Genomic DNA, 13,451 nt, shown 5'->3' on the forward strand with positions numbered 1-13,451 from the left:
AGACCTCTTGGAGGGTGGAGTGACCACTGGCATAAAGAGAACAGCTATTCACGGAAGTTATAAAGACTTGCGTCAATTATCTTAATTGAACCGCCGTATACGGAACCGTACGTACGGTGGTGTGAGAGGACGGGAGTTAATCGCTCCCTCCTACTCGATTTAGAATAAATTTTAATATTGGCTGTTCATCTTGCAAATAAAATCATCCAAGTTACAAGATTTTTTGTCGACTTGCAAATTCATAATCAAGAGTTACAAGTAATTTTCTAGTAGTTACAAGTTTTTTTCTTTTACTTGCAAATACGATTGTTTCTAGTTGAAAATAACTTTCGGATAGTTACAAATACTTATTCCAAACTTGCAAATTCGATTACCGGAGTTGCAAATATACATTCAATCGGTCAGGATTGGCACCCGCCAATCCTTCTTATTGAAAAAACATCAACCTCAAACGATCAAGTTGCAAATATATTAATCTGGGTTACAAGATTTTTTGATTACTAGGGTAACAAATTCACCTTTGAATGTTCGTCTTGCAAATAAATTAATTTGCAATGCAAGTCATTTCGATCATCTTCTTTTACATTTTCAACTTCGAACATTCAACTTACAAATAAAACTAAACTTGTTGCAAGTTTTTTTGCCCATTTACACGTTCACCCCAACATTGAATTAAATCAAAAAGGAGAAATTGAATCCCTCAATTTCTCCTTCTTCCTTACTTTCAACTAAAACCTGTTTATTTTTCATCCGATCATTGTAACTCTTTTTTAAAAACGTAGCTCACTTTTTGATAGTCCATCTTATTTAAATAAAATTTATGTGCTTCTTCTCTTTGGATTCCAGAAGATAGGGCAACTGTGTTTATCCCATGCTTTTTTGCCCAGTCATGAACGAAGCTCAATAACTTTTCTCCATATCCTTTGGAACGATATTTTTCATCTGTTACTAAGTCACACACCCATACAAAATGCCCATAATAAAGGGTAGTCATTGGCATAAATCCAACACATGCGACTATTTTTTCTCCTTCATATATAGCGTATAATAAATAATGATGCTTTTTTTTCGCATCAATAACATATTCTAAATAACTTTGTTCCGTAAGATGAGGTCGTAACTGCTTTATAATTGGAAAGGCTTCTAACCAATTGGATTGTTCTTTCAATTCTTTAATTATCATTTTCATACCCCTTATCATTATTATCTGATAATTAATTAATTAAGTAATATTATAATAACTTATTTTTTGTGAAATGGAGATGGTCATATTGGAATCTACGTTAATCTCAGCCAATGATACGTGGTTATTATGGGGATTTTTAGCTGGATGGGCTGCTGTTAGCATTTACCTTGAACAAAAATATAAATGGGCTTCAAAAGTATCAGGTGCGATTATTGCGTTATTAGGTGCTCTCATTTTAGCAAATTTAAAGGTTATTCCAACGGAAGCTCCAGCATATGACACTGTTTGGAGTTATGTAATTCCACTAGCAATTCCTTTATTATTATTTCAAGCAAATTTAAAAAAGATTTGGAATGAAAGTGGACGATTACTTCTACTATTTTTAATTAGTTCCGTTGGTACTGTTGTTGGAGTTTACATAGCTTTTATTGCATTAAAAGATGCTATTCCTGCTTTAGATAGCATTGGAGCTATGATGACAGGTTCATACATTGGTGGTGGAGTTAACTTCGCTGCATTAGCTGCAAAGTTCGAAGCGCCGTCTGAAATGGTATCTTCTACTATTGTCGCAGATAATTTAATGATGGCAATATACTTTTTTGTACTAATTGCCATCCCAGCTATTTCCTTTTTCCGAAACAAATTTCAAACTCCTTATATCGAACAAGTAGAGGCTCAGTCCAATCAAGAAGGAGAAACACAAGCAGCATCGTTTTGGAAGAGAAAAGAAGTTTCATTAAAAGATATTGCGTTATCCGTAGGAAGTGCATTTGTAATAGTAGCTATATCGTTTAAATTAGCGGAATATTTTGATGGAATTATCCCTTCCGGCGATGATGTCAATGTAGGATATAATGTTTTAAATGGTATTTTTGGAGATAAATATTTAATGCTAACTACAATTACAGTTTTAGCAGTAACAATTTTTAGTAAGTTTTTTGAACAACTTGCAGGTGCGCAGGAAATAGGAACTTATTTAATTTACATTTTCTTTGTTGTTATAGGAGTACCTGCTTCCATTCCTGAGTTACTACAAAACGCTCCATTATTACTAGTATTTGTATTTATCATTGTTTTCTTTAATATGATAATTACTTTTAGCGTAGGTAAATTGTTCAAATTTAACTTGGAAGAAATGATTTTAGCGAGTAATGCAAACATTGGTGGCCCGACGACGGCTGCTGCCATGGCAATAGCGAAAGGGTGGACTCCACTTATTGTGCCAATCATGTTAGTTGGAACATTAGGTTACATTATAGGAAACTATATAGGCAGTTTCATGGGCTATCTTTTCCAAGGAATGCTTTAAAATCAATAAAAGAATCTCCGTTTTGGAGGTTCTTTTTTATTGGCTTTATATGAATGGTTGATGTAAGGGTTATTTATTTGTAACTGATAAGTTGAATTTGTTCGATTAGGATGGTCACATTTAAAGTCGGTAAGTCTATTGGAAATTGGTTAATCAAAACACGAATAAACTTAGGGATATAAGAATTTTTCAGCAACTTGCAAAATTCTAGATCATTTTTTCTCAAAGAATAATATTTTTTTATTTGCTAACTTGAGGAAGAATTGCATATGGAGACTTTAATGAGAAGCAAAATGAAAAATTTAGTCCCCACAATTATTGAATAAGAACCAAATTTTTATGGGGCAAATTTTAATATTACAAAATATAAATATTATTTGGACTTGCCTCATAAAGTGTAATGTACACAAATTTATAAAGAAGGAGAGGCAGCATGAGTTCATTTTTTAAGGGAACATTGTTGTTAGTCTTAACGGCATTTATTGGAGAATGTTTAGAGTTTTTAATAAATATGGTTCTTGCTAAAGAGCTCGGAGAATTAGGCATGGGTCAGTATATGTCAATTCTCCCGTTTATCATTTTAGTCGTCATTATTGCAAGTTTTGAAATGCCGATTTCTATTTCCAAGTTTGTAGCTGAAAAAGAACCGAAATATCATCGGCATATGCTTTCATATGCAATGAGATTGGCAATTCTTTTAACCATTGTCCTTATGCTAGGGGCAACACTTCTATTTACAATCCTTCCTATTTATGGTGATCAACATCCTTCCATTCGTTGGATTGTTTTAATTTTGATACCTATTATCTCTTTTTCTTCGATTGCACGAGGCTATTTTATGGGAATTCAACATATGGGAAAAATTGCATTTGCAAACTTATTAAGAAGAATGGGTCAATTATTGTTGCTCGTGTTTGTTTTTCGATTTTTTCAATTTCATGTTGAAACAAGTGTTTTAATTGCATTATGTGCACTAATCGGAAGTGAATTAATTGTATTTGTATATTTTATTCACGCCTACATTTTACAGATGAGGCAATTACGGAAAACGGACAGTGTATCTTTACCTTCGAAATCTATTCGCTCTAACTTAATGGCCGTATCTATTCCGATGACTGGGATGAGAATTTTTCACGCAGTTTCGAACACCATCGAGCCGTTTTTAATTAAGTCAGCTTTGGTGGCTTCCGGTTTGACAATGACAGTAGCAACTGAACAATTTGGGGTTTTAGCAGGAGTAGCGATGACTATTGGATTTTTCCCTGCTTTTATTGCCCATTCACTTTTAACTATATTAATACCTACTGTTTCTGAAGCATATGCCAATAAAAATCAAACACGATTAGTACAATTATTGAAAAAAGTCATGGTTATCACGTTTATTTACGGAATTCCGGTTTGCTTTGTCTTTTATTATTTTGGAGATTATATTACTAAACTCTTTTTTGAATCGACGACCGCCACGTATTATTTACAATTACTGTGGCCATTCTTTCTCCTCCATTATTTTATTATTCCATTGCAAGCTTTTCTGATCGGGTTAGGACTTGTGAAAGATGCGTTTATTCATTCGATTTTATCAACAATTATTTCCTTTGCAATGATGTATTTATTAGGTTCAACTACACAATTTCAAATGGCAGGAATAATTATTGGAATGAATGCTGGAGCTGCATTATTAACAGCCTTACATTATACAACCGTTTGTAAGAAGATTGGAATTTCTATAACGTTAAAAAGACACTCACCGATCTTATATGATTGAAAAAACCATCCACCTACATCATTAAAGGTGGATGATTTTATGTTTTACTCCTTTTTTTGTGTGGGGTCCGGATCAATTTTTATACTATCCTCTGAGTTTAATCCAGATTTAATAAAATAGATTAATATACCGCCTGTTATAAACAAGACGATGAAAAGTGAAATGGTTTTAATCCATAATTCTAACATGTAAATCCCCCCTTAGTGTAATCTATGCAAAATGACTCTAAGGCATACAAGGATTCCCATTAATTTAATAAGACAATTATTTTATAGAGTGATATAGTATATATGTTATCTTTAACAATATCAGTTTAAATTTTTGAAAGAAGGTAACTTATATGGATTTAGGCTTTGATTGGTCGGGGACAACTATGATTGCCTTATTAAAAATTATCGCCATTGATATCATACTTTCAGGTGATAATGCGATTGTTATAGCAATGGCTACTAGGAAACTACCAGACAAGCAAAGAAATAAAGCGATTTTATGGGGGACTCTAGGAGCGGTTATTCTTCGTATTTTATTTGCCGCCATTATTGTTTATTTATTAAAAATTCCGTTCGTTCATCTATTAGGAGGTCTTCTTCTTTTATGGATTGCTTATAAAGTGTTAGTAGATCATGAGGAAGAAACAAAAATAAAATCTGAAAATAGTCTTATTAAAGCGATAGGGACAATTATTACAGCTGATGCAGTGATGAGTTTGGATAATGTCGTAGCAATCGCAGGAGCATCTGACGGACATATAGCGCTAATTGCGTTAGGTGTGTTAATTAGCATACCTGTGATGATCTTTGGTTCTAAAATCATTGTCCATGTAATGAAAAAATATCAGTGGATTGCGTATATAGGTTCGGGAATTCTTGCTTGGACAGCTGGAGATATGATTTTAAAAGACCCAAACTTCCTCAAAATTACCCACTTAGAACATGGGGCTATCATGTATGTCATGACTGTATTTATAACTGTTTTTATCCTTTTACTAGGATATTTAAAAAATAAAAGTGAAGAGCGACACTCTGTATAAATGGTAAAAGATCCGGAATTTGTGCACCGGGTCTTTTATTATTTTTTTATTTTCTGAATGTTTAAGTTAAAATGAAAAGGAAGAGGTGAAAAGATGAAAGAATTTTGGATACGATTTTCGATATTTTTTCTATTATGGGTAGGTTTTTCGTTCCCCTATATAGGTAGTGAGGAGTTTGTATATATCGTAATAGCTTGTACATGTACAATGGTCGCATATTTTTTTCTGCCTCTAACAAAACACCCATTTATATTATATTTTTTAATAAATTTAATCATTTCGTTAATTCCAATCTTCGTTCATACGAATGAAAATATTTTTTTTGTATTATTAATTTTATATATATTATTAGAAGCTTTATATCATTTAACTACAAAGATGTTGCGAATTTTTATGATATTAACAGGAAGCTTTATTTTAACCAATATGTTATTTGTATTTAATTGGCCATTGGAATCCTACATATTTTTTGCAATGTTCTTCTTTTTAGTGGATCGACTGAATATTAGTTATTTAGAAAAGCAAGAGCTAAGAAATGTGTATGAACAACTAATCGTTGAATATAGAAAATTAAAACGGACTGTTTATGAGTCGGATCAAGCAGCTAGGCTAGAAGAACGAACTAAGATAGCTAGAGATATTCATGATTCTGTCGGCCACAAATTAACGGCTCTTTTAATGCAGTTAGAAATGATTTCAATGAAAAATCAAAAGGAAGATTTACAAATTATTAAGCAACTCGCAAAAGAAAGTTTAGAAGAAACGAGAGATGCAGTAAAAGCATTAAAATTTGGTGAACATGAAGGGATTGCAACTGTTCTCCACTTAATTCGTAAGCTTGAATCTGAAAGTCATATACATATTCATTTCACGACAAAACAAGGTGTCCTTTCTACGAAATTATCAAATCGCCAAAGTATAGTATTATATCGAACAATTCAAGAAGCATTAACAAATGCGATGAGACATGCTCAATCAAAGGAAGTAAAGATTGTGTTAGGTAAATCAGCGATAGGAGAATTTGAGTTTAATATTTCCAACCAAATTTATGAAAGAAAAGCAATCAAAAAAGGATTTGGCCTTTCAAATATGGAGGAAAGGTTAAAAGAAATTGGCGGTAAATTACATATTTATCAACTGGATAATACATTTATCGTCAATGGAACATTTCCGTTAAAAGGGGAAGTAGGACATGTGGAGAATATTAATAGCTGAAGATCAAGCAATTGTAAGACAAGGATTAAAAATGATGTTGGAACAAGATGAAAAGTTAAAAGTCATAGCAGAGGCTGAGAATGGAAGAGAAGCTATTTCTCATTTGGAGAAAACAATCATCGATTTAGCCATATTAGATATCCGGATGCCTGAGATGAACGGTATTGAAACGTTAAGAATTATCAAAAAGCGGTGGCCGAATGTGAAAGTTTTAATGTTAACAACGTTTAATGATGACGAATATGCACTTCAATCGTTGAAAGAAGGAGCAAACGGATTTTTATTGAAAACATCTGATGGAAAACAATTAATCAATGCTGTAAATAGTTGCCTTACGGGTGGAGTTTTAATTCATGAGGACGTAGCAACAAAAGTGATGCCAAAATTATTAAGCAAAACAAGTGAAATGGAAAAAATCGATGAAACATTAACACCTAGAGAAATTATGATAATAAAATTAATCGGCGAAGGGAAAACAAACAAAGAAATAGCCAATGAACTTCATTTATCTATTGGAACTGTAAAAAATCATATTACGCAAATTTTAGGAAAGCTAAATTTACGTGACAGAACACAAGTAGCTATTTATGCTTTGAAACATGATATTTAAAGAACGGATCAAAGAATTAATAAGACAGAGCTTTATTTATTAAGAGTTCTGTTTTTTTTTATGAAAAAATTGTTACCTCTTTCTTTATGGGGAAAAATTGGAATCCAAATAAAAATGACTGGAGTCATATTCCATAAATGAAAGTAATGACTAAAGATAGTATTTCGTCTTTTACTAATTCCTTACACTATAAGTAGAACTTTAAGGGAGGAAGAACCATGATCGATGTGATAGATTTAACAAAAAGATTTAAACAAAAAGAAGTAGTGCGACAAGTCAATATGTATTTGGAAAAAGGGGAAATTGTCGTTTTACTAGGTCCAAATGGGGCATAGATATATAGACAAACATACAAAAAAGATAGAAAAACCAAGCCAACGTATCACATGACTTGGTCTTTTATTGCCATGTGTTGCTTTTTATTTTCTTTCATAAACTCTAACATCCGTTTATGCTGGTCTGCAAACGTAAATTGGATCGTGATTTCATTGTTTTCATGAACATAGATGGTATCAATCAATTCTAGTAATAATCCACGATTAAGCGTTTCAATATTTTTGTGCTTCAAAAAGGTTTTCAAATATGGATCGTTTACGCCAATCCCTTTTTGAGTAATGGTAATTTCTGTTTCGATCTTCTGATCATTTGTTTGACTCCATCGGCTTGTTGCTCAAATTTTGCTTTCATTCACATGCATTCTGCTCTGGTGATGTCACCACATTTCCAGTCCATATAAAGATTGTCAGTAACACAAGTGATTTTTTCTAATTCCTGCTTACGAGTTTTCAATAGTCGTTCTAACTGTTTTGAATGCGTATGGACAATAGGCTGTTGATTAATTTCTGTTATGATCTCTGCAATATTACCAACAAGCGCAATCTGTGTTTGAATGGTTTTTAAAACAGCTTCCGTTAGATCTTCTACTTTAATACTGTGTCGAGTGCATTTATTTTTATTTTTAATTGCATAGGTAGAACAGACATAATAGGTATATTCTTTCACACCAGCCTTCGTTTTCTTACGACTTGATTTTCTTGTCATTCCCATATGACAATCTGCGCATCGAAGGAAACCAGAAAAAAGATACACACGCTTTTTGGATGGGGCAGTGCGAGTATCACGCTTGCCTAGATTTTGAGCTTTTTCAAACGTAGCTTGATCAATAATAGGCTCATGTGTGTTTTCTACTACATACCATTCTTCTTCTGGCTGAGCAATTTTTTCATGTACTTTATAACTAATTACTCGTTGCTTCCCTTGTACCATTGTTCCAATGTACATTTCATTCTGCAAGATGCGAAATACAGTACCCAAACTCCACATGCCATCATTCTTAGCATAGTTTGGGGTGTAATGTTTCAATCCTTTGTTATGTTTATATTTTGTTGGTGTCGGAATGCCAAGCTCATTTAAATGCTTGACGATACCGCTATTACTCATGCCATCATAGACAAACCAGTGATAAATGTTTCGGACAATCTGTGCAGCTTCTTCATCAATGATCAGGTGATTCTTATTTTCTGGGTTTTTCTTATATCCATAAGGGGCAAATGCACCAATAAATTCTCCCTTGCGCGGTTTCATATCAAAGGTACGCCGAATATCATTCGATGTTCTAGCGGCATAACGATCATTCATTAATCCCGTAATCGGAACTTCCATCCCTTGAGCAATTTCTGGTTGAAGATACGTATCAATTGCTGGATCTCCTAAGCTAATGAACCGAACCTCATGTAACGGAAATACCCTTTCCAAAAAGTAACCTTGATCCGAATAGTTTCGAAAAGCTCTGGCAAGGGTCTTGCAGACAATACAGTTTACAACACCTGATTCCACATCTTGAATCATACGCTGAAAGTCCATTCTTTCATAATCTGTTTTACCAGACTGTCCATCATCTACATAGTAGTCAATAATGGTATACTCTCCCTCAAACGTATGTTCAAGGTACTCCTGTATGATTTTCCGTTGGTTAGTGACACTCAAACTTTCATCATTTCCGTCATCTCTCGATAAACGGATATAAACTGCCACCTTCCATACTTGATGTTGGTGCTTATTTCGTTTGTTTTTTACTCGTGCCATGTTCCTCCAATCTCTATAATCACGTCTTTATTGTATCATGAACAAGTGTTTTCTTCAGCGATTATAGTGGGAAAAATAATGGGTGATATGATGTGCCAAGTCTTTTCCGTTTGTTGTAAAACAAATTTGTACCGTTACCGGACCACATAGAAAATGAGTTGGATTCTGAATGTCATGGAAATACTTTTTCCATTGTTTATCTGGTGGTAAGGTCGGGTCGATATAAACGTGGCGAATGTCTACAAGGGAAGGACGGGCATGCGCCTGTTTTCTTTTTATCCTGTTCATTTGTTTCACTTCCTTTCCATGATCCATCAGACGGCTGTTGGTACAGCTCCACGGGAATTTCACCCCTGCAAGTAACTTCCAGCCCTATTCATCACTTGCGACGCTTTGAACGCTCGAGTGATGACTATAGGGGAGTATCATGATCCACACGAATGAGTCTTCGCCAGCCATTTATCACCATGGCATGAGATTCAAGAGGCATCGCTCATTTCAAGGGAAAGTCATGGCGCATGAAGCAAGTAGCTCGTCATTCGTAGAACGTATCTGATGGATTGTCCATATGCTGCATGGCGTTATCTTCCATGCTTTCTTTGTCAAGGAACAATATTCTCCCTTCATATCCTTCAACAAGTCATTTCATAAAATGCCAACTCTTTTATTGCTTTTTTCGTTATTTCTAAAAAAGTTCATGGAAACGACGTTAATAAGTAAAAACAAATGATAAATATAACATGATTAATTCCCCCTTTATATTAAGTCCCGATTGAAAAGAGAGATTTGTTGCATCTTTTTGAAAAAACTTTAAAAAATTATAGGTGATACAAGATCCCATTGAAACGCTTGTTGGATTTATACCATATTGATTTATGAAAACCTTGTTTCATTTCTCCCTTTGTATTAAGTCCCGATTCAAATAGGCGGTTTGTTGCATTTTTGGTAAAAAACTATATAAATCTTTTTTTATAAACAAAAAACATATAAACAGTTTGCACAGTCTGTTTATGCGTTTCAATAGTTCGTCTCATATGATCTAATAAACTACATTTATAAGCATTTTTATCTAGGGTAGGCGGATAATCTTTTTAGTTTTTTTAATAGGGTATCAGAAAACAAACATTCAATATATTCCTTGACGACTACCGTCTAGGAGCCGTCATTCTCTTTTAAAAATCAACCTTGTACCATCTATAAAATCTGTATAAAAAGAAAGACGGTTGCTATTTAAACCGTCGTCTGGAAAGAGCACTGCCAGATAAAGTTTTTTTAAATTGTGTGGCAGTATCTTTTTTTGTATAACCATATAACAGGAATTGTTTATTAACATAGTCGCTTATTGTCCTCCGCTATTTTTAACTAAAAGTTCTCTTTTATAAACGATTGGTAGTGAAGCTATGAAAACTAAAGTGACAACAACCGAAAATACATGCTGAATAACGTCTACTAAAATTGTGTAGGATAGGGTTGAACTGCATATGAAAAAGCCCATATCTCTGAAAATGATCTTGCAATTGGTGGTAAACCAGCAACACTAGAATACCCGCCAGTTCCAAAAGTGGTGAAATATTTGATTTTATTAAGAATCTGTAATTATATTTACTCTCTTTCATCTCAAGAATCTCAAAGTTTGACAGGTTAATCATATGTGGGGAACATTTATTCTATATTTTTCTTAAGTTGAGCATTGGAATTATCGTGTGGAAAAATTAATCACAGATTTCTTCAAAGACCACATTCATATTAATAACCAATTATATAATCACTTTTTTTCGTATCATGATTTCTGCAATCGATAAACTAATCACCCAGCATAACCATACAGCAATTGTGTATGAAGTGCCATACGAAAATTGCAAGGCATTGTGTGAAATGGCCACAATGATGTAGATGAACATATTTGCAAAGGTAAGAACGAAGCTTCTTAACATCCATGCACTATGTTTTATCACGTTTTTTCTTCTTATATTGATATAGCCTAGAATGGTTGTACCAAACCATAGTGTATTTAAAACGAGAAATCCAATGGTGCTCAACCATCCTCCTGTTGCAAAAAAAGAAACGTAAACACCAGGGATAAAGTTTAACAAAATAGACAGTACATAGACTCGACCATTCCAGCGATGAAATTGGATCGATTTAATTCGTAATTTCTTGATCACACCCAAGGGGCCAGTGATTAGTGAGATAATAGCAAAAATTATATGTAATCTGATCATTAGTATCCATAATGATTCGTTATTTAGAACTTCATCTTTTCTAGCAAGAAAGTTCTGAAAAGTGGGATCGATCATGAAATTTTTTGAAAATGTATGCATGACCCACATGAACGATACGATTAAAAAAATGATCCAAATGTTCTTTTTCATTTTTATCGTTATCCTTTCTTTTAATATTTAGGTAAATAAACCGCGATTTGTCATAACGAATACAACGGTAAAAATAAGTACAAATGTAAACCAACCGAGTGTATTAAGTTTGGCTTTATTTCGTTGTAACGCATTGTCAGGATCCTCAGAAACAATAACTCGTTTCAACTTATTTTGTATCATACCTATCAAGGCACCAATCAGCATAAACAGGATTAATGATAGCACCACCCATAACAAAGAAGGATAAGTGGCATATCCTATTGCCATCCATCCTCCTGTAATGATTAACAAAATTAATGCATAATGGGCAAAGCGGGTAAAGTCTACTAATGTTTTAACAGCTATTTTCAATTCACTACCTGATCGTGACAAAAGAGATTTAAACGTAAATGGGAAAGCTAGAAAACTACCAAGCAATAAAGCACCTAATACGTGAGCAAATACAATAAATGAATACATAACTACAACTCCATCCTTAGGAAATTCGATGTCCCTTTAATTTGGATGATGGAAGCATACCTGCCTTTGCTTCACCATACATATTGTTTCCATCTACAGAAACAATAAATTTTAATGTAAGACGCATAGGCTTCGTCACTTTCATGGACCATTTTAATTGATTCCCTTCCAGTACAGCGTTGTCCAGCGTAGTAATATCATCTCCTTGCCTAACAGTTCCCACTATACGACCATCTTCATAATATAAATCTAATAAAACAGAAAGATCGCCAATAGGAGTGGAAATCGTAGTATCCCATTTTCCTTGGAAATTAAAGTTCTTATCAGTATCAGTTTGATTAGAGGAGCTAGAACTTGCCGTTTCCATTGGATTTTCATGATTACTTTCTTTAGGTGCATTTCCTTCAGCTTTCCAAACTGTACCCCTGCGCTCGTACTCAAATAATTGTTCCACAGCATGTGCTATACGGGGGCCTAACTCTCGCTCAACTAAATAAAGCGCAACATCAAGCCCTGAAGTAACGCCACCACCAGTAACAAGATCGCCATCATCTACGATACGGGCATTAACTGGAATAGCGTTAGTAGCACTCAAAAGACCCATTCCCATATGATGCGTTACTGCATGGCGGCCTTCTAATAAACCATCCATTGCTAAAATGAGAGAACCGCCACAAACTGTGGAAAGTAAAATATCAGCTTTCTTCATTGCTTCTCGTAGTAGATTATTTAACTCGGTTTCAGCGGCTTTTTTTAATTTAACTGGAATGGAATCTGGACCATTATCATGAACAGAACCAGATGCCCCTGGAACAAGAATGATTCCTTTAGAGGACAAATCGATTTTGCCGCTTGCTTGGAGTTGTAATTGATTCACCCCACTTGTCACCATTCGTTCCCCTTCAGCGGAAACGAGTTTAACGATTATATCCTCTTTTGAGTACATTCCAGCTGCAATAAATACTTCATAAGGAGCAATTACATCCAATAAATCAAATCCATCAAATAACACAATTTGAACATTCATACATATGACCTTCATTTTTAAAAAAATTTAATCAAACTTTCTGGCAATTATTTTGAACCCTTGCCACAAGAAGCGTTCTTTTATTTTGTAAGAAGCTTTTTCAACTTTTGATACTCAGCTTCATTCAGTTCTCCCTTGACTAACCGATTTTCAAGAATCATGGTTATGTCCCTGTCTTTGTGATTGGAATCTTTATAGCGATAGCGAATTTCAAAGATTCGAATCGCCATAAAGCAGAAAAGTGTAAGGCAAAACAAAGCACCGAATGGAAAGAATGTTTCGAAACCCATATGTTTACCTCCCTTCGAATTGTCGTATTGTCAAAAGTTTCTAAGTAAAAACTTACATTTTTATTGATTTAATGCTATTTAAGACAAAAAAACTTGCCAC

The 13,451-nt window shown here is 34.0% G+C and carries 14 protein-coding genes and 1 pseudogene; 6 read left to right on the plus strand and 9 right to left on the minus strand.

Features of this window, described 5'->3' with window-relative positions:
- Nucleotides 1-754: 754 nt before the first annotated feature.
- Nucleotides 755-1,183, minus strand: coding sequence for a GNAT family N-acetyltransferase (locus AC3ASS_RS11880; RefSeq protein ID WP_488283741.1), 429 nt, complete (start codon nt 1,181-1,183; stop codon nt 755-757).
- A gap of 88 nt (nt 1,184-1,271) precedes the next feature.
- On the opposite strand from AC3ASS_RS11880, the gene AC3ASS_RS11885 reads away from it, so the two are divergent.
- Together AC3ASS_RS11885 and AC3ASS_RS11890 are read left to right on the plus strand one after the other, a co-directional pair.
- Nucleotides 1,272-2,495, plus strand: coding sequence for a DUF819 family protein (locus AC3ASS_RS11885; protein ID WP_488283742.1), 1,224 nt, complete (start codon nt 1,272-1,274; stop codon nt 2,493-2,495).
- A 433-nt stretch (nt 2,496-2,928) separates the two neighbouring features.
- Nucleotides 2,929-4,260 carry a polysaccharide biosynthesis protein gene (locus tag AC3ASS_RS11890; RefSeq protein ID WP_488283743.1) on the plus strand — a complete coding sequence of 444 codons (1,332 nt, stop codon included), beginning with the start codon at nt 2,929-2,931 and terminating at the stop codon, nt 4,258-4,260.
- A 44-nt stretch (nt 4,261-4,304) separates the two neighbouring features.
- Here AC3ASS_RS11890 and AC3ASS_RS11895 read toward each other — a convergent pair whose 3' ends face one another.
- Nucleotides 4,305-4,448, minus strand: a complete 144-nt coding sequence (locus AC3ASS_RS11895; protein ID WP_488283744.1) for a hypothetical protein — start codon at nt 4,446-4,448, stop codon at nt 4,305-4,307.
- A 152-nt stretch (nt 4,449-4,600) separates the two neighbouring features.
- Here AC3ASS_RS11895 and AC3ASS_RS11900 point away from each other — a divergent pair, with 152 nt between their 5' ends.
- The 4 genes and pseudogenes from AC3ASS_RS11900 to AC3ASS_RS11915 all read left to right on the plus strand — a co-directional run.
- Nucleotides 4,601-5,290, plus strand: a complete 690-nt coding sequence (locus tag AC3ASS_RS11900) for a TerC family protein (RefSeq protein WP_488283745.1) — start codon at nt 4,601-4,603, stop codon at nt 5,288-5,290.
- A 93-nt stretch (nt 5,291-5,383) separates the two neighbouring features.
- A complete protein-coding gene (locus AC3ASS_RS11905; protein ID WP_488283746.1) occupies nt 5,384-6,505 on the plus strand; it encodes a sensor histidine kinase in 1,122 nt (373 codons plus the stop codon).
- On the plus strand, nt 6,483-7,115 hold the full coding sequence (locus AC3ASS_RS11910) for a response regulator transcription factor (protein ID WP_488283747.1): 633 nt from the start codon (nt 6,483-6,485) through the stop codon (nt 7,113-7,115). Before AC3ASS_RS11905 ends, AC3ASS_RS11910 begins: the two co-directional genes overlap by 23 nt.
- Nucleotides 7,116-7,333: 218 nt before the next feature.
- Nucleotides 7,334-7,447: pseudogene (locus AC3ASS_RS11915) on the plus strand (export ABC transporter ATP-binding protein); the annotation flags it as partial.
- A 50-nt stretch (nt 7,448-7,497) separates the two neighbouring features.
- Here AC3ASS_RS11915 and AC3ASS_RS11920 read toward each other — a convergent pair.
- From AC3ASS_RS11920 to AC3ASS_RS11950, 7 genes are all read right to left on the minus strand, one after another.
- The gene (locus AC3ASS_RS11920; protein WP_488283748.1) at nt 7,498-7,683 is read right to left on the minus strand and encodes a hypothetical protein; all 186 of its coding nucleotides are present in this window, start codon (nt 7,681-7,683) and stop codon (nt 7,498-7,500) included.
- A gap of 119 nt (nt 7,684-7,802) precedes the next feature.
- On the minus strand, nt 7,803-9,200 hold the full coding sequence (locus tag AC3ASS_RS11925; RefSeq protein ID WP_488283749.1) for a recombinase family protein: 1,398 nt from the start codon (nt 9,198-9,200) through the stop codon (nt 7,803-7,805).
- A 54-nt stretch (nt 9,201-9,254) separates the two neighbouring features.
- A complete protein-coding gene (locus AC3ASS_RS11930; RefSeq protein WP_488283750.1) occupies nt 9,255-9,488 on the minus strand; it encodes a DUF6870 family protein in 234 nt (77 codons plus the stop codon).
- A 1,469-nt stretch (nt 9,489-10,957) separates the two neighbouring features.
- Nucleotides 10,958-11,572, minus strand: coding sequence for a DUF2306 domain-containing protein (locus tag AC3ASS_RS11935; protein WP_488283751.1), 615 nt, complete (start codon nt 11,570-11,572; stop codon nt 10,958-10,960).
- Between the two features lie 27 nt (nt 11,573-11,599).
- Complete coding sequence (locus AC3ASS_RS11940) at nt 11,600-12,034, minus strand: DUF2269 family protein (protein ID WP_220155735.1); 435 nt, start codon at nt 12,032-12,034, stop codon at nt 11,600-11,602.
- A 16-nt stretch (nt 12,035-12,050) separates the two neighbouring features.
- A complete protein-coding gene (locus AC3ASS_RS11945; protein ID WP_488283752.1) occupies nt 12,051-13,061 on the minus strand; it encodes a DJ-1/PfpI family protein in 1,011 nt (336 codons plus the stop codon).
- Nucleotides 13,062-13,141: 80 nt separating this feature from the next.
- Entirely contained in the window at nt 13,142-13,351 is a 210-nt protein-coding gene (locus AC3ASS_RS11950) for a hypothetical protein (protein WP_220155733.1), read from the minus strand.
- Nucleotides 13,352-13,451 lie beyond the last annotated feature (100 nt).

Source organism: Bacillus sp. JST-5 (assembly GCF_057747715.1).